Here is a 26378-nt window from a genome sequence, read left to right on the forward strand (position 1 = left end):
ACACAGAGAATCTCGTATCGGATGCCCCGCTGGTCACCAGCTGGAGGAATGAGAGTTGGTGTCAGGTGGTCTCGGTGTGGCGCTCGTTCCGAGATCGGCCGTCGCCGAAGCTGCTAACCCGCGGTGATGGTGATCTCGTCGATCACGATCTCGCCCAGCGCATTCGACTCCTCGAGATCGAGCGTCGCGTTCAACGACCATCCCTGATCGCCATCGGGGTCCTCGATGATTTGACGCGCGGTCGTGGATTCCCGTCCGACGGTCAACTCGAACAGTGCCGGTCCTCGGGCCGAGGGTCCGGTACCGATCTCACCGTACTCCTCGAAGTACGGTTCGAGTTCGGCTTCCCAGTCGGGGCCGTCCTCCAGATCGTCCAGGTCGTCCCATCGCCGGGACGCGGCGAGTTCGATGCGCTTGAACATCGCATTGCGAACCAACACCCGGAAGGCCCTCGGGTTGGCGGTGATCGGCCTCGGTGTGTCGCCGCCGTAGGCCTCGGGGCGCGCTTCGGGCTCTTCGCCTGGGTCGGTCAGGTTCTCCCACTCGTCGAGCAGAGAAGAATCGACCTGCCGAACGAGTTCGCCGAGCCACTCGGTGACGTCCTGTACTTCCTCTGTTCGTGCCTCCGGTGGAACCGTCTGTCGCAGAGCCCGATACGCGTCCGCCAGATACCGAAGAACCAGACCCTCCGACCTTGTCAGTCCATAATGGCTGACGAGCTCGGTAAACGTCATGGTCCGTTCGATCATGTCCCGCACGACAGACTTGGGGGACAACGCGATCTCGTTGAGCCATGGATGCCCGCCTCGGTAGATCTCGAACGCCGGAACCAACAATTCGGCAAGAGGTTTGGGCCACGTGACCTCTTCGAGGAGCTCCATGCGCTCGTCGTACTCGATCCCGTCCGCCTTCATCTGCTGGACCGCCTCGCCGCGTGCGGCGTGCTGCTGAGCCATCAAAATCTGCCGTGGATCGTCGAGTGTCGATTCGATGATCGACACGACATCGAGTGCATGGGTGGGTGACTCGGTGTCGAGCAGCTCGAACGACGCCAGTGCGAACGGTGACAACGGCTGATTCAGAGCGAAATCGGGCTGAAGATCCATGGTCAGCCGCGCGTGCCTGCCATCGGCGTCGGGCTCGGAAAGTTGCTCGACGATGCCGGCCGCCACAAGTCCCCGGTAGAGCGTGATGGCGCGGAGAATGTGCTTGCGTTGCGCGGGTCGGGTTTCGTGATTGTCTTCGAGAAGATGGCGCATCGCGGTGAAGCAGTTTCCCGGACGTGCGATGACGTTGAGCAGCATCGCATTACTGACCGAGAACCGAGAGGTGAGCGGCTCCGGACTTGCCGCAACGATGCGCTCGAATGTGGGCTCTCCCCACGAGACGAATCCGTCGGGTGCCTTCTTGCGCTGCACCCGTTTGAGTTTCTTGGGGTCGTCGCCCGCCTTCGCCACCAACCTCGCATTTTCGATGTCGTGCTCCGGCGCCTCGATCACCACGGTCCCGAGCGTGTCGTATCCGGCTCTGCCTGCGCGTCCGGCGATCTGATGGAATTCGCGCGCCCTGAGCTGACGGGTGCGCACACCGTCGTATTTCGTGAGTCCGGTGAAGAGGACGGTTCTGATCGGGACGTTGATTCCTACTCCGAGCGTGTCGGTCCCGCAGATCACCTTGAGGAGTCCATCTTGAGCGAGCTTCTCGACCAGTCGCCGGTACTTCGGCAACATCCCGGCATGATGGACGCCGATGCCGTGCCGCACCAGTCGGGAGAGGGTCTTGCCGAAACCGGTCGTGAAACGGAAGTCGCCGATGGCGTCGGCGATCTGTGCCTTCTCGTCCTTGGATGCGACGTTGACACTCGTCAGGGCCTGCGCGCGTTCGAGTGCCGAAGCCTGTGTGAAGTGAACGACATAGACGGGAGCGAGATGAGTCTCGACGAGTTCGGCGATGGTGTCGCCGATCGGGCTGGTGACGTAGGAGAACATCAGCGGAACTGGACGCTCGGAGCCGGACACGACCGTGGTCACCCGGCCGGTCCTGCGCTCGAGGTCGTCTCGGAAGAAAGTGACGTCACCCAGGGTGGCGGACATCAGGAGAAATTGAGCGTTCGGCAGTTCGATCAACGGCACCTGCCATGCCCACCCGCGGTCCGGTTCGGAGTAGTAGTGAAATTCGTCCATCACCACCTGTCCGATATCGGAGTCCGCGCCTTGACGTAACGCGAGGTTGGCGACGATCTCCGCAGTGGCACAGATGATCGGTGCTCCGGAGTTCACCGACGCATCGCCGGTCATCATCCCGACGTTCTGCGAGCCGAAGATGTCGCATAGGGCAAAGAACTTCTCGCTGACCAGCGCTTTAATCGGCGCGGTGTAGAACGTCCGCTTTCCTGCGGCCAGCGCAGCGAAGTGCGCGCCGACGGCCACCATGGACTTACCGGACCCAGTGGGAGTCGCCAGGATGACGTTCGACCCCGACACCAGCTCGATCAGCGCCTCTTCCTGAGCCGGATAGAGGGTCAGTCCTCGGTCGGAGGTCCACGTGGTGAAGATGTCGAACAGAGCGTCCGGATCCGTGGCCTCGTCGGTGGCGGGGGCAGGGACGACATCGGAGAGAAGCACGACTACAGGTTATTGGTCGAGGGCCATGATCCCTGCACCGGAGGGCTCGTGCCCTGCTAGGTGGCACTGCGTTCGTCGGATCCCATTGCGCCGAGTACTGCGAGCCGCGTGCTCGCGCTGCCGGTGATCATGTCCTCGCCAACGCCGTTGATGAGCAGATGCCGCCATCGAGACTCGTCGAACTCCAGGGCAGGGGTGTCTTCGAAGAATTCCTCGAGGACTTGAAGAAATCGCATGGGGTCGTCCCGGAACGGGAAGTGGCCCGAGCGACGGAACACGCTGAGGCGCGATCCCGGCATGGCCGAATGAGCAAGGTGCGCATGACTGACCGGAATCACCGAGTCCTGATCGCCCCACACGAGGAGCACCGGCAGATTCTCGGTGAGGTAACACCGGTCGAGCATGGTGACCACCTGGCCGCGCCAGTCGACTACCGCCCGCAGCGTTCGCAGGTAGGCCTCGTACGCGGTGGGATCCGGGAGGGCGCTGAGCACTCGCACGAGATCGGGTGTGTCGTGAAGAAGGGCGCCCGGGCGCAACGGCGAGCCGTTGAGGGTGCCGATCAGGCTTTCCGCGAGCTTCACCAGCGGGACAGCGCCGGGGAGGCGGAGCAGTTTGACCGCCTCGCTCACCAGAGGAAGCGACGCCAGTCGTAGCAGCGGGTGCACGTCCTTGGTGACACCGCCGGAGGAGACCAGCACGAGGCGGTTCACCATGTTCGGGAATTGATACGAGAACTGCATTGCCACGCCACCGCCCAACGAATGACCGACGACCGTGACGTGCTCGATTCCAAGAACCGACAGTAGATCGCGCATCCCGTTGGCGTAGGCGGCGACCGAATAGTCCGCACGGGGCTTGTCCGACCGCCCGTGACCCAACAAGTCGGGTGCGATCACGGTGTAGTTCTGCGCGAGGTGGGGGATGACGTCGTTCCAGGTCTCCGAGTTGTCGCCGATCCCATGGATCAACAGGAGCGCAGGACCTTCGCCGGCCATGCGAAACGCACGTCGATATCCGTGGACCGTGCGAAACATCAGACGTGGCTCGGCGTCGGGAACCGGCCGAAGCTTTCGCGTGCGTAGAGAGCCCATCCAAGCCTCCTGGTTCCATCGGTGATCGTTGGTCGATGCCGGTTTCGCCTATGACTCTCGCACGAGATCACTGCATCGGCGAGATATCGGGAGGATTTGGAGTTACATGTATGTTTCGGCCCGCGCTTACCGTCAGCGCAGGTCGTCCGGGTCGGTATCCGAATCGTTGTTGGTACCCGCCTCGGGGCCAGCATCGAACCCACCCTGCTCGGCGAGGAACTTCTCGAACTCGGCGCCCAGTTCGTCTCCGCTCGGCAGATCCTGGTCCTTGGCCAGCAGAGTCGACTGCTGCTCGCGAGCAGCGACATAGGTGTCGTACTGACGCTCGAGAGCATGCACGACCGACTGAACCTCTTCGTTGCCCGTGATGTGCTCGTCGACTTGTTCCTTGACTCGGGCTGCGGCCTGACCGAGGGCGACGAGCGGCAAGTCGAGACCGCCTGCGGTGCTCACGTTCTCGAGAAGCGTCTCAGCGGCACTCGGGTAGTCGGTCTGAGCGAGGTAGTGCGGGACGTGCACCGAGAATCCCATCGATTCATGGCCGTGCTGGGCCATCCTCAACTCGAGCAGCGACGAGACGCTGCCCGGCACCTGCAGCTCTCCCGACCAACTCTGATCCTCGGGTACCAAGTCCTTGTTCGACGAGTGGGCGGTCACACCGAGCGGGCGAGTGTGCGGAATCGCCATCGGAATCGAACCGAGACCGATCGTGCGACGAACGCCCAATTGTTCGGCGAGCAGGCGGACGGCGGTGGTGAACTTTTCCCAGCGCAGGTCCGGCTCCATGCCGGACAGCAGAAGGAAGGGTGTCCCTGCGTTGTCCTTGACCGCATACAGGTTGAGCTCGGGTGCGTCGTAATCCGAGAAGTGATCGGCCTTGAACGTCATCTGAGGCCGTCGCGAGCGGTAATCGATGAGCTCGTCGACGTCGAACGATGCCACGAGTTCGGACTCGAGGGCCTCGCGTAGATGAGTCGTCGCCAATTTGACGGCGTGTCCTGCGTCGGAGAATCCCTCCAGCCCGTGCACGAGAACGGGACCGAGTCCGTCATGGGAAGAAATCTGCGGCGCCGGAAACTCCAGCTCGTACATGCTCGACTTCTCGTCCATGTCGGACCCCTTTCATTGGTTCGTTCTCGGCCGTGTTCGCTGCCGAAACCGACTCCGAGTCAGAATACTCGCCACCCGACCGGGCTTCGCCACGGCGGGAAGTCGCGCACGACTACTGCTTACCTGAAGACGAACACCTCCAATTGCCCCTTTCATTCCCTTCACGCCCCGAGTCAGGCTCCGAAGCTGTTCAGGGCCCTGATCTTGTTGGTGACGTCGAGAGCAGCGACTTTGTAGGCCTCGGACAACGTGGGGTAGTTGAAGACGGCATCGACGAGGTAGTCGACGGTTCCACCGCACCCCATGACGGCCTGGCCTATGTGGATCAAGTCCGTAGCGCCCGACCCGAAGATGTGAACTCCGAGCAACGAGCGGTCCTCGGTCGACACGAGCAGCTTGAGCATCCCGTACGAATCCCCGGCGATCTGTCCACGCGCGAGCTCCCGGTACCGGGAGACGCCTACCTCGTAGGGAACCGAGTTCTTCGTCAGTTCGACCTCGGTCGCCCCGACGTAAGACACCTCGGGGATGGAGTAGATGCCGATGGGCTGCAGATCGGTCAGCCCCTTGCTCGGCTCCCCGAACGCGTGATACGCCGCCAGACGGCCCTGGTCCATCGAGGTCGCAGCGAGCGCGGGGAAGCCGATCACGTCGCCGACGGCATAGATGTGGTCGACCTTGGTCTGGAAGTTGTCGTCGACGAAGATGCGCCCGCGCGCATCGGATTCGAGCCCGGCCCTCTCCAGGTCGAGAGCGTCGGTGAGGCCTTGCCTACCCGCCGAGTACATGACCGCCTCGGCCGGAATCCTTTTCCCGCTGGCAAGTGTCGTGACAGTGCCCGAGGGTCCGATGTCGACTGCGGTCACCGCCTCGCCGAAACGGAAGGTGACGGCGAGATCGCGGAGATGGAACTGCAGGGACTCGACGATCTCTCTATCGCAGAAATCGAGCATCGTGTCGCGCTTCTCGACAACGGTCACCTTGGTCCCGAGGGCTGCGAACATCGAGGCGTACTCGATACCGATCACACCTGCGCCGACCACGACCATCGACGTCGGGATGAATTCCAGATTCAGAATCCCGTCCGAGTCCAGTACTCGGTAGTCGTCGAATTCGACGTCGGTGGGTCGTGCCGGTGCCGTTCCGGTGGCAATGACGACATTTTTGGCGTTGACCGTGATCTGCTCGCCGCGCTGTTCGTCGTCGATGACGATGGTGTGCGCATCGAGGAATTTTCCGGTGCCGGTGATGAGTTCGATGCGGTTGCGCAGCAACTGGGAGCGCACCACCTCGATTTCCTTGCCGATGACGTGGGATGTGCGGGCGAGCAGGTCGGCAGGAGTGATGTTGGCCTTGACGCGGTAGCTCGCGCCGTAGAGCTCACGCTGGTTCATCCCCGTCAGATAGAGAACCGCCTCACGCAATGTCTTCGACGGGATCGTGCCGGTGTTGACGCATACACCGCCGAGCATCTTCCCCTTCTCGACTATCGCTACCCGCTTTCCGAGTTTCGCCGCGGCAATCGCCGCCTTCTGGCCCCCGGGGCCTGACCCGATCACGACAAGGTCGTATTCCATCGCAACAGACATGGCTCATAGTTACTCCGTTCACGCGAAGTTCGTATGCCGCTCGGGTCACAAGCACGTGAACAGCTTTCCGTTCGCCATGTGCGGATGTCGCTACTGATGCATGGGTTGTGGTTCTCTGATGTAAGGACATTTTCAGTCGACGTGGAGGAATCAATGCCGCAAACCGTGCGTGCTGTCGTTGCCAAGGCCAAGGGTGAACCGGTCTCGATCGAGACGATCACGATCCCGGACCCGGGTCCGAACGATGTGGTGGTGAAGATCGCGGCATGTGGGGTTTGCCACACCGATCTGCATTACCGCGAGGGTGGGATCAACGACGAGTTCCCGTTCCTGCTCGGCCACGAGGCGTCGGGAACCGTCGAGACGGTCGGCGACGCGGTGACGCATGTCGAGGTCGGTGACTTCGTGGTGCTGAACTGGCGGGCAGTGTGCGGGGAGTGTCGAGCATGCAAGAAGGGAAAGCCCTGGTATTGCTTCGACACGCACAATGCGTCGAAGAAGATGACACTCGAGGATGGGACCGAGTTGTCGCCTGCGCTGGGGATCGGTGCGTTCGCGGACAAGACGTTGGTGCACGAGGGGCAGTGCACGAAGGTCAACCCGGAGTCGGATCCGGCTGTCGTCGGTCTGCTCGGCTGCGGTGTGATGGCGGGGCTCGGAGCGGCGATGAACACCGGCAACGTCTCGCGTGGCGATTCGGTGGCGGTCATCGGGTGCGGCGGCGTCGGTGACGCTGCGATCGCGGGCGCCCGGCTTGCGGGGGCGACGACGATCATCGCTGTCGATCGAGACAAGGGAAAGCTCGAGTGGGCCAGAGACCTCGGCGCCACGCACACGGTCGACGCTTCGGCAGTCGACGCCGTGGAGGCGGTGCAGGAGCTCACCGATGGTTTCGGTGCCGACGTGGTCATCGACGCGGTGGGCCGTCCCGAGACGTGGAAGCAGGCCTTCTACGCACGGGATCTGGCGGGCACCGTGGTTCTCGTAGGCGTCCCGACGCCGGACATGACGCTCGAGATGCCGCTGATCGACTTCTTCTCGCGTGGGGGTTCGCTGAAGTCGTCGTGGTACGGAGACTGCTTGCCCGAGCGCGACTTCCCGATGTTGGTCGACCTGTACGAGCAGGGTCGGTTGCCGCTGGAGAAGTTCGTGACCGAGCGCATCGGTATCGAGGACATCGAGGCTGCGTTCGAGAAAATGCACAAGGGAACAGTGCTGCGTTCGGTGGTGGAACTGTGAGCGGAACTTTTCGCGTCGACAAAGTGGTGACGTCGGGAACCTTCGCGCTCGACGGTGGCGAATGGGATGTCGACAACAACATCTGGTTGATCGGTGACGACGACGAGGTGGTGATCGTCGACGCCGCTCATACGGCAGCACCGATCATCGCTGCCGTGGCAGGACGAACGGTGAAGGCGATCGTGTGCACACACGGTCACAACGACCACGTCACGGTGGCTCCCGAGTTGTCCGGTGAACTCGACGCGCCGATTCTGCTGCACCCCGCCGACGACGTGTTGTGGGAGCAGACGCACCCGGGCCTACGGCACAAAACGCTCGAAGACGGCCAGCGGATCTCCGTCGCAGGTACGGACATTCTCGCCCTTCACACGCCGGGGCATTCTCCGGGTTCGACGTGTCTGTACCTGCCCGAGGCGGGGGAGTTGTTCTCCGGCGACACTCTGTTCTCCGGTGGACCTGGCGCTACTGGTCGCTCCTATTCCGACTTTCCGACGATCATCGGATCGATTCGAGACCGACTGTTCGCGCTACCCGCAGAGACCACGGTGAACACAGGTCACGGCGACGGCACGAGCATCGGCGACGAGTCTCCGCACCTCGAAGAGTGGATCAAGCGCGGAAGCTGAGCTCGGCGAGGCAGCGCGCCTACCTTCCGGTACCACCCTTCGATGAGAGGGTGGTACCGGACATTTCACTCAGCTTTCGTTTGGAGGACCTCCGGTGCACCGCCGCTTCGTACTGCGATTTCGCCCCGCTCTCATCGCCATCGGATCGATCGCGGCGCTGACTCTGGCCGCATGCGGCTCCGATGTGACCGGAACGCCGGAGCCCGCTGGCCAGGGTGCGAGCGTGTCCTCGGAGCCGAGTGGAGGCTCCGATCTGGACGCCTTGCTCGTCGATCCCACGGTGTTCCCGTCGCCGTACGAGGCCATCGTTCTACCGCCCCAGGCAATTGCCCAGGCATCACCGGATCTCACCGGCATCCCGGCGGGTGCCGAGGTCTCTCCTGCAGGGTGTAAGCCTGCGGAGGTCCAACCGGATGGTGCAGCGCTCATCGTGGGAACGGACAATGCCAACCGCGCGACGATCTCCGTCGAGTTGACCTCGGTCGACGAACCGCTGTCGGTGCGCGAGGAACAGCTGAAACAGTGCGCCGAAGTGCAGGCGTCCAAATCCGGTGCCACGTCCACGATTCGATCGACCGTTACCCCCGCACCGCCGATAAATGCCGATGAGACACTTGCTGTTCGACAGACCGTGACGTCCGGAGCCGGCTCGGACGCAGTTACACAATCGATGCTGACGCTGATGGCGCAGGTAGGCGATGTCCGCATTGCCGCCACGTACATGTCGTTCGGTGGCGAATCGACCGATGCTGCGACGCTGGACGAGATCTTCACCGCTGCTGTGCAGAAGGTGAACGCTGGCTAGCACGCCACTCCGACAGATGTCGGGTTCGTGGACGAGCTCGGTACGCCGTTGTCCACAGGTAGGGATGTTGTCCACAGGCATTCGGTAACCCCAGGTGGATCGAGCTGAGGGCATCAGCGAGTCGTGCACTGTGTGCGTCATGACGACTCACCCCGATCCGCATCGACCCTCGGCGCTGCCGGAACTCATCTCCGGCCCGGACGAACTCCTCGCGGCCATACCGGCATTCCTGGGATTCACCCCGCATCGCTCGATCGTTCTCGTGTGCCTCGACGGGCGCGAGTCGAGTGGACTGTCCATCGGCACGGTCATGCGTCACGATGTGACCCTGCCGCAGTCGCCGGACGGCGACGTGATGTCCGCTGTCGGCGTCACTGCCGAGATGGCAGAAGTTTCGGCACATTTCGCGTCGATCTGTGCTCGAAACGAGGTTCGCGGAGCGCTGGCATTGATCGTCGACGATCGGGCGCGGCCGCGCGCTGAAGGTGCTGCGGTCGACCGTCGAATTCGCTCGCTCGCTAGCCGTCTCGCACACGACCTGTCCGAACGAGGCACCGACTTGCTGCAGGTTTTCGTGGTCTCGGAACTCACGGCCGGCACTCGGTGGTGGGTCGCATTCGGACCGTTCGAGACTGGCATCCTTCCGGACCCGGCGACATCCCCCGTTGCACTCGCCTACCTGTTGGAGGGCAGGGGAGTGCACGAGTCGAGGGACAAATTGAAAGAGGCGCTCGCCGCGGTCGACACGGCCGTCAGCCGAGACGTCGAGGCGTGGGTTGCGGTGAAGTACATGGACGAACCCGGACCGGACAGAGGTCCGCTGACGGCGATACTGTCCCAGTTCGCGACATGGGCCGCGGCGCCGCCGGACCGTCCGGCCGTGGTGCACTTGTCTGCGGAGAAAATCGCCGAGTACGGCGTGTGGTTGACCCGCGTGATGGTGCGAGACAGCTTGCTCGCAATCGCCTTGACCGGCTACGCCGATATCGCCGAACAACTCTGGAGCTATCTGATGCGATTGCTTCCGCCGGCTGAGCGAGCTTGTCCTGCAACGCTTCTCGGCTTCAGTGCGTACGCACGCGGAGAAGGTGCCCTCGCGGCGGTGGCCATCGACATCGCCCTCGACGCAGATCCCGAGTACTCGCTGGCGCGCCTATTGGATCGTTCGCTGTTGGCAGGTGCGCGGCCGGAGATGATCAGAGAAGTGGCACTCAGCGGCTATGCGATTGCCGAACTCTGCGCCGTCGAGCTTCCGCCGCCGATCGAATGACGGATGCTCGATCAGTTTTTCGGGGCGGCGGCGTGCGCACGATCGCCGAGGTTCTGCAGGTAAGACCATGCGTCGCTGACGATGACATCGAGGTCCGTCTTCGTCGGCGACCAACCCAGCTCGGCGATCGCGCGGTCACTGGATGCGATGAGGACTGCCGGGTCGCCCGCTCGGCGGGGCGCATCTTCGACGGCAATGGGTAGACCGGTCACGCGAGCACACGCGTCGATGACCTCGCGAACCGAAAAGCCGGTACCACTGCCGAGATTGAGAATTCGGTGCGTCCCCGATGATCCGGTTTCCAGCGCCAGAATGTGGGCCTGCGCAAGATCCGAAACATGGATGTAGTCGCGCACCGCAGTGCCGTCGTGGGTCGGCCAATCGGTACCGAAAACGGAAATTTTTGCGCGTTGACCGAGAGCGGTCTGCAGAACCAGTGGAATCAAATGCGTTTCTACGACCCGATTTTCACCGAAGTCCTTGTACGCCCCTGCGACGTTGAAATAGCGCAAACTGGTGGCAGCAAGGCCGTACGCGTCCGCGTACGACGTGATGGCATGATCGATCGCCAACTTGGTTGCGCCGTAAGGATTGGTAGGAGCGGTAGGCATCGACTCGGTGATCGGTGTGCGCTCGGGTTCACCGTACGTCGCGGCCGTTGAGGAGAAGACCAACCGCGGTGTGTTCGACGCCCTGATGGCGTCCAACAGCGCGATCGTCGTGACCACATTGCCCGACCAGTACTGGGCAGGAGCCACTACGGATTCGCCGACGAGCGACTGCGCTGCGAAATGAAGGACTCCGTCGAACTCGCCACCGTCGAGCACGGACGAGGCGACATCCTTGATGTCGGCCTCGACGAATGTCGCCTTCGGCGGTACCGCGTCCAGATTGCCGGTCGACAGATCGTCCACGACGACCACCTCGTGGCCGCGATCCAGGAGGACCGCCGCGCAGACGCTTCCGACATAACCGGCCCCGCCGGTGACCAACAACTTCACTTCTCGTCCTCCTGATCGCCCTCGGGGTCGTGACGGCATGGCTGATCATGGGTTAGGCCCCCATGGGCGACCACGCCGTCACGAACCGTCGTCAGACTCGTTTGACCTGTACGGCGTGAGCCATTTCCTCCGAGATGTCGATTCCGCCGTGTCCGGGCACGGTGATCGTCACCGTGCCGGGCTTGGCTTCGACCGTGACGCGTGCGTCGGGAACCACTCCCGCATCACGCAACTGAGAAATGACCTCGGGATCGGACTGCACGTGCTCGGCCAGGCGGCGTACGACGACCGCTGTCGACTGCCCGTGCGGCAGATCTGTCAGCCGCACGAGATCCTCGTGCGCGGCCGCAGGTTGACCGAGGCCGAGCTCGTCGAGCCCCGGAATCGGATTTCCGTAGGGCGAGGTGGTCGGGTTGTTGAGGACCGCGACAAGACGACGCTCGACTTCTTCGCTCATCACGTGTTCCCAGCGGCACGCTTCCGCGTGTACGTCCTCCCACCGAAGGCCGATGACATCGACGAGCAGACGCTCGGCAAGGCGATGCTTGCGCATCACTGCCACGGCCAGACTGCGGCCCTTTTCGGTCAGCTCGAGGTGGCGGTCGCCCGCGACAGACAGCAAGCCGTCGCGCTCCATGCGCGCAACCGTCTGACTGACAGTGGGACCGCTCTGCTCCAGGCGTTCTGCAATTCGTGCCCTCAGGGGCACGACGCCCTCTTCTTCCAAATCGTAGATCGTCCGGAGGTACATCTCCGTGGTGTCGACCAGATCCTTCACACTCAACCCCTTCGTCGCGTCCGATTCTACCGTTGATCGGCGCGTATTGGCGCCGCAGCCCGCTCCGCTGGCGCGCCACCGAAGGCTCTTCCACCTGTACTCACCGGTAACCCAGTGCAACACCGCAGGATGCTCACACAGTCCCAGTCGGGCAAGTAGCGTTGCATTCCATGGAAGACTCGGCGATCGCATCGCCACTCCGAACCTCGAGCAACCGGGACGACATAGTCGTCTGGAGCGCAGACTATCTGTCGTATCGGTGGAGTGACGACCATCCGATGAACCCGACGCGGCTCGAGCTGACCATGGCTCTCGCCGAGCAGATCGGTGTTCTCGAGGGTGTCGAACTCGTCGAACCGAATGCTGCATCCGACGAAGAACTACTCAGAATTCACACGCCCGGCTACATCGAGGCCGTCAAGCGTGCGCCCGATAAGGGCAAGTCCATCCTGGATCCCGACCAGGTGGAACACGGACTGGGCTCCGACGACAACCCGGTGTTCGAGAAGATGCACGAGGCGTCGGCAATGCTCACGGGTGGATCGCTTGCGGCGGCGCGCGAAATCGCTGCAGGGCGAGCGCGTCGTGCTGTGAGTATCGGCGGCGGCATGCACCACGCCATGCCGGACTGGGCCTCGGGCTTCTGCGTGTACAACGACGCTGCCGTCGCCATCTCGTGGTTGTTGGACAACGGCTTCGATCGCATCGCCTACGTTGACGTCGACGCACACCACGGCGATGGAGTGCAGCAGGCATTCCTGCACGACCCGAGGGTGTTGACGGTGTCTCTGCATCAACACCCAGCGACGTTGTGGCCCAATACTGGTTGGTCGAGTGAGGTGGGGTCGGGCGCGGCCGAGGGCACGTCGATCAACATTCCGCTGCTACCGGGAACCGGAGACCGACTGTGGCTCAGGGCGTTTCATGCCATTGTTCCCGGGGCAATCGGCGCCTTCAGGCCGCAGATCATCGTCAGCCAGTGCGGAGTCGACAGTCATCGGGAGGATCCGCTCGCCGATCTTGCGCTCACGGTCGACGGGCAGAACGCAGCTTTCCTTGCGATGCGCGCACTGGCCGACGAGCATTCGGAGGGCCGCTGGCTCGCGGTCGGCGGTGGCGGCTACGGACTCGTCCGCGTCGTTCCGCGTGCATGGACCCACCTCATCGCCGCTGCCCTCGGCCGATCTGTCGATCCGACTCTGCCGGTTCCGGATTTGTGGCGTGAGCGGGTCAGGGCGATGGCTCCGAGCATTGATTTACCTCAGGTCATGGGCGACGGGGGAGACATCGACTTCCCGGCGTGGGACGGACCAGGGGGAGCGGTGGAGGGCTCGACCGAGGCCGCCGATCGTGCCATGGAGCGAGTGGACTCGGCGATCATCGCGACCAGACGCGCTTGTTTCCCGCTACTCGGACTCGATCCGGAGGACCCACGTGACTGAATCCACTGCCAAGGAAACCACTGCCAAGGAATCCACTGCCAAGGAATCCACAGCCAAGGAACGAGAGCGGTTGCGAGCCGAGACGGACTTCCCGAAGCACTGGGTCGCCGACGTCCTTGCCTCGGACGGCGGGGTGGTGCACCTGCGGCCGATCGTGCCCTCGGACGCCGACGCGCTCATCGCATTCCACGGCAGGCTGTCCGAGCGCACCCGCTACCTGAGGTACTTCGGTCCCTACCCGACGATGCCGCAACGCGACGTGCTCAATTTCACCACCGTCGACCATCACGCGCGGGTGGCATTCGTTGCGGTCCTCGGCGACGACATCATCGCCGTCGGACGCTACGAGCGGCTTCCCGAAGGCGACGGAAACTCGGCGGAGGTCGCCTTCGTCGTCGCCGACAATCATCAGGGTCGAGGACTCGGACCCATTCTGCTCGAGCATCTCGCAGGCGCTGCCGCGGAAAACGGCGTATCGATGTTCGTCGCCGAGGTGCTCGCCGAGAACCGAAACATGGTCACGGTGTTCCGGGAGGCCGGATATCAGGTGTCACGGAGCTTCGAGGGGGGCGTGCTCAGACTCGAGTTCGCGATCGATCCGAGCGAAGCCCTGTTGTCGGTGCGCAACTCCCGCGAGCGTGCTGCCGAGGCGCGAAGTGTGCGCAACGTCCTCAGCCCGACTTCGGTTGCCGTGATCGGTGCGTCCACGGACAGCTCCAAGGTCGGCAACGCGGTACTCGCGAACCTGTTGGCGGGCGGTTTCACCGGGCCGGTGTATCCGGTCAACGCAGACCACCGCTCGGTACGCGGGGTCCGTGCGTACCGGACAGTTCGCGACATCCCGGATCCGGTGGATCTTGCGATCGCGGCGGTTCCGGCGGATGCAATCGACGAGGTTCTCGACGATTGTCTCGACAAAGGGGTCAAGGCACTCGTCGTCGTGTCCGGCGGTTTCGGTGAGTCGGGGCCGGCAGGACAGGAGAACGAACGTAGGTTGGCGCACGCCGCCCGCGCACACGGAATGCGGCTCGTGGGGCCCAACGCGTTGGGGGTCGCGAACACCGACCAGGAGTTCGCGCTCAACGCCACGCTCGCCCCGCATCTCCCGATGCCGGGGCGCGTCGGATTCTTCTGCCAATCGGGCGCGCTCGGAATTGCGATTCTCGATCAGGCCACCAAGAGGAGTCTGGGGTTCTCGACGTTCGTGTCCGCAGGCAACCGAGCCGACGTGTCGGGTAACGACTTGCTGCAGTACTGGGACTCCGACCCAGCGACAGATGTGGTGTTGCTGTACCTGGAGAGCTTCGGAAACCCGAGGAAGTTCACTCGGATCGCTCGACGGGTGGCCCGCTCCAAACCGATCGTCGCGGTCAAGAGTGGGCGCGGCGCAGTGCCGCCTGCACTCGCAACCGGGCCGGACATCGACGATTCCATCGTCAAGGCTCTCTTCGAACAGGCAGGCGTGATTCAGGTCGACACGATTGCGCAACTCTTCGATTGCGCGATCCTCTTCGGCTACCAACCGCTGCCGGCGGGCCCGCGTGTGGCGGTAGTCGGGAACTCGACCGCTCTCGGGGTGCTCGCGGTCGACGCTGCACGTGCCGAGGGGCTGCACGCCGGAGCACCGATCGACGTCGGTCCGCAAGCCGGTCCTGAGGAGTTCGCTGCAGCGGTGTCCGGCGCCATGGATGCAGGTGATGTCGACGCAGTGATCGTCGTGTTCGTGCCCCCGGTCGCTGTGACCGTCGAGCCCTTCGCCGAAGCTCTCGGCGATGCAGTAAGCGGGGCAGACAAGCCCGTCCTCACGACATTCCTTGCAACCGAGGGTATCCCGGACGTCCTCGCCGTGCGCGGCGATCAGGGTCAGCCGATACGAGGATCGGTGCCGTCGTACCCCAGCCCGGAGCGCGCAGTCACGGCCCTGGCGAAGGCCTGGCGGTACAGCGCATGGCGCGGTCGACCGTCCTCGCAGCCGATTCGTCCCAACGGAGTCGACTCCGAGCGAGCAACCGCGCTGGTGAGAAGTTGGTCATCCGGTGGATCCGATCGATGGCTTTCGGATTTCGAAGCCGCGGAACTGTTGTCCTGCTATGGAATCGACGTCGTCGAATTCAGATCTGTCACCGACGAGGACGAGGCCGTTGCAGCGGCGGACGAACTGGACTATCCCGTCGCGTTGAAGGCGACGGGCGAGCAGTGGCGGCACCGACCCGACCTCGGGGGTGTGCGCCTCGACCTTGCGGGCCCCGACGCCGTTCGCGCTGCGTACAGAACATTGGCTGCGGACTCGGGCGAGCCACTGCTTCACGTGCAGAAGATGGCTGCAAAGGGAATCGGTTGCGTTGTCCGAGTGCAGGACGACCCCAGTTTCGGGTCGCTGATCTCGTTCGGTTTGGCGGGCGTACTGTCCGATCTGCTCGGAGATCGCGCATACCGAGTACTGCCGTTGACCGAGGACGAAGCCGTGCAGTTGATCGATGCGCCCAAAGCGGCCCCCCTGCTGTCTGGCTACCGGAATGCGGTGCCCGTCAACAAGAGCGCGCTCGTCGATCTCGTGCAGCGGGTGTCTGCGATGGCCGACGACATCCCCGCGATCAGGGAACTTGCGTGTGAACCAGTGCTCGCGTCAGCGCACGGTGCCCAGACCACCGATGCGCGGGTACGTATCGGACCCGAACCGAGCCGCAACGATCTTGGGCCACGTCGGTTGAGGTAGCACCGTCGTTTGAAGAACTGCAGCGCGTCGTGATCGGGGGAAGTGCCGGTCGATGGTTGGCATCGCGTCAGGCACCGTAGAGATTTCAAGCAGCGACCGAACCGTGTCCCAGAGGGGGGAGGGACCCGGTCCGGTCACTGCATGAGGTGAGTCAGTGGGTCACATCACCACTGTTCCACCGGTTTTAGGGGGTGGCCGATCAGCTCGCGTACGAGCGAAGCTTCTCGGCGCGATCGCCCTGGCGTAGCTTCACCATTACTTCGCGCTCGATCTGACGAACCCGCTCACGAGACAACCCGAAGAGCTTGCCGATCTGATCGAGGGTGCGAGGCTGGCCGTCGTCCAATCCGTAGCGGAGACGGATCACCTGCTGTTCGCGCTCATCGAGCGTTCCCAGCACGAGCCTGACATCACTGTGCAGAAGGCCAGCGATGACCGCGTTCTCGGCCGACGTGGCCTCGGAGTCCTCGATGAAGTCACCGAGTGGCGCTTCTTCGTCGCTGCCGACGGGCATATCGAGGCTTACCGGGTCGCGGCTGTGATCGAGGAGATCGGCGATCTTTTCGGCTGGGATGCCGGACTCGTTCGACAACTCCTCGTCGGTCGCTTCCCGTCCAAGCTGCTGGTGAAGCTCACGCTTGATACGCGCCAACTTGTTGACCTGTTCGACGAGGTGGACTGGCAGACGAATGGTGCGGCTCTGATCTGCCATGCCGCGCGTGATGGCCTGTCGAATCCACCACGTGGCGTACGTGGAGAACTTGAAACCTTTGGCGTAGTCGAACTTTTCCATGGCCCGGATGAGACCGAGGTTCCCTTCCTGGATGAGGTCGAGCAACGGCATTCCGCGTCCTGTGTATCGCTTTGCGAGCGACACCACCAAACGAAGGTTCGCTTCCAGCAGGTGGCTACGGGCTGCACTTCCGTCGCGCACGATGATTGCCAGGTTGCGCTTCTTGACCGCTGTGAGTCGCTTGGTGTTCTCCAGCACGTTCTTCGCGTACAGCCCCGCCTCGATCCGCTTGGCGAGGTCGACCTCTTCGTCGGCGGTCAGCAGGGCGGTGCGGCCGATTCCGTTGAGGTAGACGCGAACGAGATCCGCAGCCGGGCTCTGTGCATCCAGATCGGCGTCGGTGGGGCGCGGGCGGGTCGTGGTGCTGGGGCTGGTCATGACTTGCCTCCTGATCGGTGGTGTCTCATAGCGTTCAACGTCCGGAAGACTTGGAAAAGTTCCCGCGCTCTCGCCTGTGATACCCGTCTGACCAGGGTCTATCCCTTACTTGTCCTGAGAAGTTGCTGAGAAGCCTGTGCCTTCCGGAACCGTGGTCGCCATGCCGACCGGACGGACCAGACCATGTCGGTGAAGGTCGATGAAGAGTGCTGTCGCAGAGTCGAGCAATTCTGCTTCGTTCAGTCCGTGCGCTGCGGCCAGGAGTCCCACAAGATCACCGAGAGGCAGACCGCCGGGCGAGAGCCCGGCGAGCAAGGTCGCGCCGAGCTCGTCGATTTCGTGTTGCCAATTGGGTCCGTTACCGCGGTGTACGCGCACTACTTCGACAACCCAGCCGTCTTCGCCGGGGAGGTAGACGCGTTCGAGTGCGGTCGACGGAGCAAGTTCGAACACAGCATCGACAGGCTCGTGTTCGCGGAGCCACGTGAGGCGGGCGAAGTAATCGATTGCCTCGTTGCCGAGCGGATCGTCGAACGCGTGTCGCAAGTCTTCGGCGAGTACGTCTGTCGCGAGATCGGTGCGCCGCAGGTATACGTATCCGAAACCGATTCCTGCTACGTCCGCAGCAGCGAAGTGCTCCAGCCACGCCTCTGCCTGCGCCGCGCCTGCGGGTTCTCTCGAGTCGACGGATTCGTCTCGCATCCAGGTTCCGACGTACAGGGCGGGGTCGGCGACGTCTCGTTGCACTATCCACGCGTCGACGCCGTGGTCGGGTAACCACGACGCCACGCGCGATCGCCAGTCCTCGCCGTTCACGTGCACCCATGAGGCCAACATGACCGCCGTACCACCGAGCACGAGATGGGAGGCCGCACGTTCGATCATCAGTCGACTCGCACCGTCGAGGTCGATCCCGGAATCGCGGTAACTGTGGGTCACGGTTCCGAGCCCCACGACGAACGGCGGGTTGGCAACGATGCGGTCGAACGTTCGGCCGGCAACAGGCTCGAACCAGGACCCCTTCAACAACTCGACATCGAGCTCGTTCAGCGCGGCCGTGGCCGCGGCCAACAGCATCGATCGCGCACTGATGTCCGTTCCGGTCACCGAACCCGCGTATCCAGCAGCATGCACTGCTTGTACGCCGCACCCGGTACCGACGTCGAGCACCGTGTCGACTGGCGTGGTCGGGGTGCCCCTCAGCAGAGACAGCGAGGCCTGCCCGACCCCCAACACGTGATCGGCCGCGGTGACCTGCGGACGCATGCTTCCGTCCAGATCCGAGACAACCCACCGCGTCCCGGCTCCCGAATCGAGGGGCCTGATATCGATCGCCGCCCGTACGAGACCGGGACCGACGCGCTCCAACACGGACGCATCGATCGCGTCGTCGACGGACAAAGGAGCAAGCGCTGAAGCCGCATCCTTGTCGGCGATGTCGTCGACGAGCAGGAACATCCTGATGAGGACGCCCAAGTCGCCGAGTGCACGCGAAGCAACCCGTACCGGCACTGGTTCGCTGCGCCCGAGCGCCGCGTGCGCGTCGTCGCCGAGGGCACCGAGAAGCGAATCGGCGTCGTAGCTGTGGGCGAGAAAGGACTCGCGCAGATGCGGGCACACCGACAAGAGCGTTGCAGTCACTCGAACAGTCTCTCAGTCGCCCTCGACGCGATCAGTCGTCGGCCGAATCGATGACGGTGTGTCCGCGCGGCTCGATCGACGTCCGCTCGATGGATCGACCGTCGTACCGGCTTATTTCGTCCTTGGTGCGTGGTGGACGGTCGTTCGCAATCAACACCGCCATCCAGGGAAGCGGTATGGACGCACCCACGATCGCCATGGCAATCCACGGGTTGGCCCAGATGCTGTACGAAACTGCGGCAAGAACGAGCGCCGGTATGCGGAACGACATGATGAACATGTATTTCTTCACTCGCGCACGGTGTTGTTCCTCCACCGAGGTCTGCGCCTCGGTGATCAGTGCGGGGTGACGGGCAGAGCCGCTCTCGGCTGAGCCGGAGAATCCGGGTGAACGCGTCATCACTCCACTGTGTCACTACCTCGAAACGATTGCACTGAACGCACGTTGTTGGTCTCATCGCACCTCGATACGGAATAATCGAGGCATGAGCACTCAGACCAAGGATCGCCCCGAAATTGCGCCCGACGAGACCACCGACGACGACAGGCCTAAGTTTTTTCACTATGTGAAGAAGAACAAGATCGCCGAAAGCGCGGTCATGGGAACCCACGTGGTCGCACTGTGCGGTGAAGTGTTTCCTGTCACGAAGTCGGCCAAGCCGGGCTCTCCTGTGTGCCCGGACTGCAAGAAGGTCTACGAAGGCTTGAAGAAGGGCGACTGACGACGAGCCCGCGGATGCGCGATGTCCCCCGTCTCGACCGAATCGGAACTCGGGGCGTCGGCGGACTTCGGTGTATCGGCGGGCATCGACGTAGCGCTCGGCTTCGAAGTGTCGGTGGGCCTGGTGTCGGTGGGCCTGGTGTCGGTGGGCCTTGTATCGTCGTCCGGTTCGCGTGAGGACCTCGAACGGTCGCCCGACAACCGGATCGGCCCCGTCGCGAGTCTCCATGCGACCGCGGACACAGCGCCGGACTCCTCGTACGCGGCCTGAGCCGCAAGCCATTCCTTCATCTGCTCGATTCGGGTTGCGCGAGCCGGAAAGAACTCCTGAACCGTTGCGTTGAACTCTGCACCCAGCACGACGGCGAAACCGAGAAAGAACGTGAACAGCAGGAAGGCAATCGGCGTCGCAAGCGCGCCGTATGTGTATCCGGTCCCGGTGACCCACGTCAGATAGAACCTGAGCACGGCGCTGGCGATCATGAAGAACACGCCTGCCAGCAGTGCTCCGCCGAGCAACCGATGCCACGGCAGCGAGGTGTGCAGAGCCACCTTGTAGAGCGTTGTCAGCCCGGCGATGAGCAAGACACCCACCGCGGGGTAGTACAGGATGTCGATGAGTTCGCTGCCGATCTCGAACCACGAGTCCGGCAGCAGTGCCTGCACATATGTCGGACCGAGTGCCACGAGCGGCAGCACGAACACGGCCAATATCAGAAACGCGACGTACAACAACAGCGCGAAGATGCGCTGCCACACAGGGTTTCGGGCATCTTGCTGTCCATGGGCCTCCACGATCGAGTCGACGAACGTGGAGATCGCAGACGATCCTGCCCACAGTGACAGAACGAACCCGGCAGAGACGACCTCTCCCCGACCCTGAAGCAGGATGTCCTTCACGGTCGGGGAGATGATGCCGTCCACGACACTGTCGCTGAACACGGTGCTGCTGAAGGTGATGATCTTGGACTCGATGATGTCGATCGTATTCGGGCCGAACCATCCGGCGACGAAACCGAGACTGCCCAGGACCCCGAGCAGTAAGGGAGGCAAAGACAGTGTTTGCCAGAACGCTGCTGTCGCGGACTTACTGAAGATCGAGTCGTCCCACGCCTTGACGAGAGTGCGGAGTGTCACAACCCATACGAGCCGCAGGGGTCGTCGGCGTGACAACTTCTCCGGTGCGCCAGCAGTTTCGCTCATGGTTCCTCCAGCATTCCTGACGGACCTCACGTGCGCTCGTTGCACCCCTCGGTGCAGCCTTCGGCGTGTCGCCCGCGGGTCGCGATGCTCACACCTCTTCCGATGCAGAATCCGTCGGTACGGAGCGATAGGCTCCACGGCGGACACTGCAGGGCTAGGCGAGAGCGCGAGGAATTTTCATCGATGCCAGGAACCGGCGGCCAGTGAGCGCTGACATGACCGACACGACAGACCGATCGACCGACACCACTACCGCCGCGGTAGGGGGCGCGCCGCTGCGCGCGTGGCAGAGAAGGGCCCTCACCAAGTACCTGGTCGCCTCGCCGAAGGATTTTCTCGCCGTCGCGACGCCAGGAGCAGGAAAGACGACGTTCGCCCTGCGTGTGGCGTCCGAACTGCTCGCGCATCGCACCGTCGACCAGGTAACCGTCGTCGCGCCGACCGAACACCTGAAACATCAGTGGGCCGAAGCCGCAGCACGTGTGGGGATCGCGCTCGACTCGCGGTTCTCGAACTCGACAGGGCAGACGTCGAGCGACTATCACGGCGTCGTGGTGACCTATGCGCAGATTGCGTCGCACCCGTTCCGGCATCGCGTCCGAACCGAGGCGAGGAAGACGCTCGTCATCCTCGACGAGATCCACCACGGTGGTGATGCGAAGAGTTGGGGCGAGGGGATCCGGGAAGCATTCGGCGACGCGACGCGTCGCCTGGCCCTGACGGGTACACCGTTCCGGAGTGACGACAGTCCCATCCCGTTCGTCAACTACGAGCCGGACGACGAAGGGCTGATGCGCTCGCGCGCCGACCATTCCTACGGATACTCCGACGCGCTCGCCGACGGCGTCGTTCGTCCAGTCGTGTTTCTCGCGTACTCAGGAGAGGCACGGTGGCGCGACAATGCGGGGGAGGAGTTCACCGCCCGTCTCGGCGAGCCTCTGTCGGCCGAACAGACCGCGCGAGCGTGGCGTACGGCGCTCGACCCTCAGGGTGACTGGATGCCCGCGGTGTTGCTCGCCGCGAACACCCGGCTCGGTCAGCTGCGCGCCGGCGGCATGCCGGACGCCGGTGCTTTGGTCATCGCTACCGATCAGACGGTTGCACGCGCGTACGCCAAGCTCATCGAAGTGATCACTGGCGAAACCCCGTGCATCGTGCTGTCCGACGACCCCACATCGTCTGCTCGCATCGCCGAATTCGGCAAGAGCGACCAGAAATGGATGGTTGCGGTCCGGATGGTGTCCGAGGGTGTCGACGTGCCACGTTTGGCTGTCGGTGTGTATGCGACGAGCGCGTCGACTCCACTGTATTTCGCTCAGGCGATCGGACGTTTCGTTCGTTCGCGGCGTCCCGGCGAAACTGCGAGCGTGTTCCTGCCGTCGGTACCGGTCCTGCTCGATCTCGCCAGTCAGCTGGAGGCGCAACGCGACCACATTCTCGGCAAGCCGCACCGCGAGAAGGACGGTCTCGACGACGATCTGTTGGCGGATGCGAACAAGCAGAAGGACGAGCTGGGCGAGGACGAGAAGGCGTACACCTCGCTCGGCGCCGATGCAGAACTGGACCAGGTCATCTACGACGGTTCGTCCTTCGGCACTGCGACATTCTCCGGTAGCGACGAGGAAGCCGACTATCTCGGACTTCCTGGGCTGCTGGATGCGAAGCAAATGCGCGATCTGTTGCGGCAGCGCCAACAGGAGCAATTGGAGAAGCCGGCGGCTCCGACTCCGGCAGTGCCGCCGCCCGCCGCGTCCGAGCGTGTATCGACTGCGGGTCAGTTGGCCTCCCTGCGCCGCGAACTCAACAGCTTGGTCGCGGTGTACCACCACCGCACTGGAAAGCCGCACGGAGTCATTCACGGCGATTTGCGTAGGGTGTGCGGTGGTCCTCCCACCGCCATGGCCACGGCCGACCAGCTGAGTGAGCGAATCACGCAGCTGCGCACGATGTAGGCCCACGCAACGAAGATCGGGCACCCACCGTGTGTGGGCGCCCGATCTTCGGTAGAGCTTTTCGAGTTTTCAGACGTTCGAGACGGGTCGCCGAGGCCACCCGAGCGAGCGAGCCGACTACACCGCAGAGTCCGATTCGGTCATCACCGTTGCGTTCACTTCGCGCAACCGATCTTCGTGCTCTTTGGCGTGGTGACCGCAGAACAACAGTTCTCCGCCGGTCGAGAGCACAACACGTGCACGAGCCCCTGCTCCGCACCGGTCGCACCGGTCGGCAGCTGTCAACTGTGGGCTGGTCAATGTTCCGGGCATGACTCCTCCGTACTGGCTTTCGGTGTCACCCGATTGCCTGGGGCCGGTCCGCCGCGTCGGTATGGCGCGGTCCGTACACTCTTTCAGACGATTGGCGGCCACGTGTTGTTCCCGAAGGTGTTTCTTTGTGTTGTCACTAACAGGAAACGTGAAGAAACCTGCTGGCAGCACGTTTGGCGCCTCGCGGCGTTCGCTTACAGCTGATTTCGGTACCGCGTCTGTCGCCGACTAGGGTCGAGCAGTGACACCAGGCGCATCGTCCCGAGCCGCCACACGCCTGGGCATCCCAGCGCTGTTCGTGGTGGGCGGAGTATGCCAGTACGTAGGAGCCGCCCTCGGCGTGTTCCTGTTCGACACTCTCGACCCGGCTGCGGTCGCATGGCTGCGGGCGCTCGGGGCCGGTGTGTTACTGCTCGCGTGGCGCAGGCCCTGGACACGTGGCGCGGGCACGGGCCGATGGACCCGCCGGAAGGTGATGGTCGCCACGCTGTTCGGGCTTGTGACAGTCGGAATGAACGTGGTGTTCTACGAGGCTATCGCCAGGATTCCCCTCGGCGCGGCGGTGGCCATCGAGTTTCTCGGCCCCGTCGCTGTAGCTGCGGCAGGCTCGTCCCGAGTCCGAGACAAGATAGCGCTCTGCCTCGTCGTCCTCGGAGTGCTGGCGATCGCAGGTGACCAATTCGGCGGCAGCGCCGTTGGACTCCCAGGTGTCGCCTTCGCCGTGGCCTCCGCAGCGCTCTGGGCTGCGTACATCCTGCTGGGCAAGCGAATTGCCGATGCAGGCAACGGAATCGACGATCTCGCGGTAGGAATGGCTGGAGCGTCGGTGATACTCGCTCCCGCGTTGATCGGGCCGGTCCTGTCGGCCGATGCCGGCGTGTTCCTTGAGCCGCGAGTGTGGATGCTCGGACTCGGAGTTGGGCTGCTCTCCAGTGTTGTTCCGTACGTACTCGACCAAGTAGTACTGGCCCGCATCGGGCGTGCGCGTTTCGCTCTGTTGCTGGCCTTGCTTCCGACCACCGCAACAGTTGTGGGCGCCGTCGTTCTGTCGCAGCTTCCCTCGGTCGCCGAGGGAATCGGTATTCTCGCCGTCATCGCGGCGGTGGTGATCGGTGGGACCTCAGGACGCGACGGTGCACTCCGGGCGCAGTCCGACATCGCGCCCCCGCCGTGACACGATCTCCGCCCCCGTGACGATTCCCGCCCTGGCACAATCCCTCATCGTGAGTGAATCCGCAGACGTTCTGTTGCACATGTGTACCGTCCGGGACTGGTTGTCGGTCCGATCGTCCACCGAGCTGACCCCTGCATCCCTGTCCGAAGTCGGGTTCGTCCACCTATCCACTGTCGAACAGGTCCATCTGCCTGCGAATCGGTTGTTCCCCGGCCGCGAAGACCTGGTACTACTTGTCGTCGATTCGGGCCGGCTGGGATCGCCGGTCCGCTGGGAGCCGGGCGTGCCAGGAGATCCCGAGTCGATGGTGTTTCCTCATCTGTACGGCCCCCTGCCGACCGCAGCGGTGACCGGCGTCGTGAACTACGTTCCAGACGACACCGGCCGATTCGGACGTCCTGACCTGTAACGACCGACGGAGCCGCTGCCCAGTGCAGGGCGGCGGCTCCGTCAGTCGTTACACGAGCGTTTTAGTCCAGGTAGTCGCGCAGAACCTGCGAACGCGACGGGTGGCGCAGCTTGGACATCGTCTTGGACTCGATCTGGCGGATACGTTCACGCGTCACGCCGTAGACCTGGCCGATTTCGTCGAGCGTGCGGGGCTGTCCATCCGTGAGGCCGAACCGAAGTCGCACCACGCCGGCTTCGCGCTCGGACAGGGTTTCCAATACCGACTGCAACTGGTCTTGCAGCAGTGTGAAGGACACGGCGTCGACAGCGACGACCGCTTCGGAATCCTCGATGAAGTCACCGAGTTGGCTGTCGCCTTCGTCGCCGATGGTCTGGTCGAGAGAGATCGGCTCACGCGCGTACTGCTGGATTTCCAGCACCTTCTCCGGCGTGATGTCCATCTCTTTGGCGAGCTCTTCCGGCGTCGGCTCTCGGCCGAGATCCTGGAGCAGTTCGCGCTGGATGCGCCCGAGCTTGTTGATGACCTCGACCATGTGGACGGGGATGCGGATGGTGCGTGCCTGGTCGGCCATGGCGCGTGTGATGGCCTGACGAATCCACCAGGTTGCGTACGTGGAGAACTTGTAACCCTTGGTGTAGTCGAACTTCTCGACCGCACGGATCAAACCGAGGTTGCCTTCCTGGATGAGGTCCAGGAACGCCATGCCACGGCCGGTGTACCGCTTGGCGAGCGACACGACGAGTCGCAGGTTGGCCTCGAGCAGGTGGTTCTTGGCGCGGTTGCCGTCGCGGCAGATCCAGGTGAAGTCGCGGCGAGCAGCGACCGGGAGTTTTTCGCCCTTCTCGGCCAACTCGCGCATCTTCTCGGTGGCGAACAGTCCGGCCTCGATCCGCTTGGCCAGCTCCACTTCCTCTTCTGCGTTGAGGAGCGCGACCTTGCCGATCTGCTTCAGGTACGCGCGGACGGAGTCGGCCGACGCCGTGAGCTCTGCGTCTTTGCGTGCTTGGCGTAGAGCCTCCGACTCTTCCTCGTCCCACACGAAGTCGCCCGACGCCTTGTCCTCGGCAGTGGGCTCCGAGGTTGCGTCTTCTTCGGTGTCGTCGCCAGCAGCGACGACCTCGACGACGTCGCTGGCGGCAGCGGCGATATCGCCGTCTGAAACGTCGATCTCGTCGATTCCGGGAGTGGCGTCGGTGTCGTCGCCCGCGGGAGCCGCATCCGTGCCCTTCTTGGGCGCTGCCTTCTTAGCCGGAGCCTTCTTCGCTGCCGCCCGCTTGGCAGGCGCCTTCTTGGGGGCTGCCTTCTTCGCAGGCGCCGCGGTCTTCGCAACCGGCGGAGCGTCAACCTCTCGGATCGTGCCGTTCGGTGCCTCCGCAGCAGGTGCAGGGGACGCAGACTCTGTTGCTGAATCTACGGTCTGACGGATATCGGTGGCTGCCACGTACGCCCTTTCGTGACGGTGTCGTGCGGCGTCACGCCAGAGTTGTTTCCGGCG

22 protein-coding genes are annotated in these 26378 nt (G+C 63.5%); 10 read left to right on the plus strand and 12 right to left on the minus strand.

Features of this window, described 5'->3' with window-relative positions; genetic code table 11:
* Positions 1-113: 113 nt before the first annotated feature.
* The 4 genes from D8W71_RS15845 to sthA form a co-directional block, all read right to left on the minus strand.
* Positions 114-2624, minus strand: a complete 2511-nt coding sequence (locus D8W71_RS15845) for a DEAD/DEAH box helicase (RefSeq protein WP_121114626.1) — start codon at positions 2622-2624, stop codon at positions 114-116.
* Positions 2625-2680: 56 nt separating this feature from the next.
* Positions 2681-3718, minus strand: coding sequence for an alpha/beta fold hydrolase (locus tag D8W71_RS15850; protein ID WP_121114629.1), 1038 nt, complete (start codon positions 3716-3718; stop codon positions 2681-2683).
* Between the two features lie 132 nt (positions 3719-3850).
* Positions 3851-4828 (minus strand): PAC2 family protein, encoded by a 978-nt coding sequence (locus tag D8W71_RS15855; protein WP_121114631.1) that lies wholly within the window; start codon positions 4826-4828, stop codon positions 3851-3853.
* A gap of 173 nt (positions 4829-5001) precedes the next feature.
* A complete protein-coding gene (gene sthA, locus D8W71_RS15860) occupies positions 5002-6417 on the minus strand; it encodes a Si-specific NAD(P)(+) transhydrogenase (RefSeq protein WP_121114633.1) in 1416 nt (471 codons plus the stop codon).
* Positions 6418-6570: 153 nt separating this feature from the next.
* On the opposite strand from sthA, the gene D8W71_RS15865 reads away from it, so the two are divergent.
* The 4 genes from D8W71_RS15865 (at position 6571) to D8W71_RS15880 (ending at position 10360) form a co-directional block, all read left to right on the plus strand.
* The gene (locus D8W71_RS15865; RefSeq protein WP_121114635.1) at positions 6571-7656 is read left to right on the plus strand and encodes an S-(hydroxymethyl)mycothiol dehydrogenase; all 1086 of its coding nucleotides are present in this window, start codon (positions 6571-6573) and stop codon (positions 7654-7656) included.
* Complete coding sequence (locus D8W71_RS15870; RefSeq protein ID WP_121114637.1) at positions 7653-8285, plus strand: MBL fold metallo-hydrolase; 633 nt, start codon at positions 7653-7655, stop codon at positions 8283-8285. The genes D8W71_RS15865 and D8W71_RS15870 overlap by 4 nt, the downstream gene beginning before the upstream one ends.
* 157 nt (positions 8286-8442) lie before the next feature.
* Positions 8443-9090: a DUF5642 family protein gene (locus tag D8W71_RS15875; protein WP_121119322.1), complete on the plus strand. Its 648-nt coding sequence runs from the start codon at positions 8443-8445 to the stop codon at positions 9088-9090.
* A 139-nt stretch (positions 9091-9229) separates the two neighbouring features.
* Entirely contained in the window at positions 9230-10360 is a 1131-nt protein-coding gene (locus tag D8W71_RS15880; protein WP_121119324.1) for a DUF4192 domain-containing protein, read from the plus strand.
* An 11-nt stretch (positions 10361-10371) separates the two neighbouring features.
* On the opposite strand, the gene galE is transcribed toward D8W71_RS15880, so the two are convergent.
* Both galE and D8W71_RS15890 read right to left on the minus strand, forming a co-directional pair.
* Entirely contained in the window at positions 10372-11361 is a 990-nt protein-coding gene (gene galE, locus D8W71_RS15885; protein ID WP_121114639.1) for a UDP-glucose 4-epimerase GalE, read from the minus strand.
* 91 nt (positions 11362-11452) lie between these two features.
* On the minus strand, positions 11453-12139 hold the full coding sequence (locus tag D8W71_RS15890; RefSeq protein ID WP_121114641.1) for a metal-dependent transcriptional regulator: 687 nt from the start codon (positions 12137-12139) through the stop codon (positions 11453-11455).
* A 170-nt stretch (positions 12140-12309) separates the two neighbouring features.
* On the opposite strand from D8W71_RS15890, the gene D8W71_RS15895 reads away from it, so the two are divergent.
* Both D8W71_RS15895 and D8W71_RS15900 read left to right on the plus strand, forming a co-directional pair.
* Positions 12310-13581: an acetoin utilization protein AcuC gene (locus D8W71_RS15895; RefSeq protein WP_121114643.1), complete on the plus strand. Its 1272-nt coding sequence runs from the start codon at positions 12310-12312 to the stop codon at positions 13579-13581.
* Positions 13582-13651: 70 nt separating this feature from the next.
* Complete coding sequence (locus D8W71_RS15900) at positions 13652-16297, plus strand: bifunctional acetate--CoA ligase family protein/GNAT family N-acetyltransferase (protein ID WP_121119326.1); 2646 nt, start codon at positions 13652-13654, stop codon at positions 16295-16297.
* Between the two features lie 199 nt (positions 16298-16496).
* Here D8W71_RS15900 and D8W71_RS15905 read toward each other — a convergent pair whose 3' ends face one another.
* The 3 genes from D8W71_RS15905 to D8W71_RS15915 form a co-directional block, all read right to left on the minus strand.
* Positions 16497-17468, minus strand: coding sequence for a sigma-70 family RNA polymerase sigma factor (locus tag D8W71_RS15905; protein ID WP_121114645.1), 972 nt, complete (start codon positions 17466-17468; stop codon positions 16497-16499).
* A gap of 105 nt (positions 17469-17573) precedes the next feature.
* On the minus strand, positions 17574-19109 hold the full coding sequence (locus tag D8W71_RS15910) for a DUF7782 domain-containing protein (RefSeq protein ID WP_121114648.1): 1536 nt from the start codon (positions 19107-19109) through the stop codon (positions 17574-17576).
* A 31-nt stretch (positions 19110-19140) separates the two neighbouring features.
* Positions 19141-19509, minus strand: coding sequence for a DUF3099 domain-containing protein (locus D8W71_RS15915; RefSeq protein WP_121114650.1), 369 nt, complete (start codon positions 19507-19509; stop codon positions 19141-19143).
* A gap of 85 nt (positions 19510-19594) precedes the next feature.
* Between D8W71_RS15915 and D8W71_RS15920 the strand changes: the two genes are divergently transcribed.
* Entirely contained in the window at positions 19595-19831 is a 237-nt protein-coding gene (locus D8W71_RS15920; protein WP_121114652.1) for a DUF3039 domain-containing protein, read from the plus strand.
* On the opposite strand, the gene D8W71_RS15925 is transcribed toward D8W71_RS15920, so the two are convergent.
* The gene (locus tag D8W71_RS15925) at positions 19804-21033 is read right to left on the minus strand and encodes a YihY/virulence factor BrkB family protein (RefSeq protein WP_236077457.1); all 1230 of its coding nucleotides are present in this window, start codon (positions 21031-21033) and stop codon (positions 19804-19806) included. The two genes, D8W71_RS15920 and D8W71_RS15925, sit on opposite strands and share 28 nt — an antisense overlap.
* 215 nt (positions 21034-21248) lie before the next feature.
* Here D8W71_RS15925 and D8W71_RS15930 point away from each other — a divergent pair, with 215 nt between their 5' ends.
* A complete protein-coding gene (locus tag D8W71_RS15930) occupies positions 21249-22985 on the plus strand; it encodes a DEAD/DEAH box helicase (protein WP_121114654.1) in 1737 nt (578 codons plus the stop codon).
* Between the two features lie 117 nt (positions 22986-23102).
* Here the strand turns inward: D8W71_RS15930 and D8W71_RS15935 are convergent, their stop codons facing one another.
* Positions 23103-23297: a DUF7455 domain-containing protein gene (locus D8W71_RS15935; protein ID WP_121114656.1), complete on the minus strand. Its 195-nt coding sequence runs from the start codon at positions 23295-23297 to the stop codon at positions 23103-23105.
* Positions 23298-23538: 241 nt separating this feature from the next.
* Between D8W71_RS15935 and D8W71_RS15940 the strand changes: the two genes are divergently transcribed.
* Both D8W71_RS15940 and D8W71_RS15945 read left to right on the plus strand, forming a co-directional pair.
* Positions 23539-24471 (plus strand): EamA family transporter, encoded by a 933-nt coding sequence (locus D8W71_RS15940; protein ID WP_236077458.1) that lies wholly within the window; start codon positions 23539-23541, stop codon positions 24469-24471.
* A 79-nt stretch (positions 24472-24550) separates the two neighbouring features.
* Entirely contained in the window at positions 24551-24880 is a 330-nt protein-coding gene (locus D8W71_RS15945) for a DUF952 domain-containing protein (RefSeq protein ID WP_201265408.1), read from the plus strand.
* Between the two features lie 61 nt (positions 24881-24941).
* On the opposite strand, the gene D8W71_RS15950 is transcribed toward D8W71_RS15945, so the two are convergent.
* Positions 24942-26324, minus strand: coding sequence for an RNA polymerase sigma factor (locus tag D8W71_RS15950; protein ID WP_121114658.1), 1383 nt, complete (start codon positions 26322-26324; stop codon positions 24942-24944).
* Positions 26325-26378 lie beyond the last annotated feature (54 nt).

The sequence above is a fragment of the Rhodococcus sp. P1Y genome, from assembly GCF_003641205.1.
GTDB lineage: Bacteria > Actinomycetota > Actinomycetes > Mycobacteriales > Mycobacteriaceae > Rhodococcoides.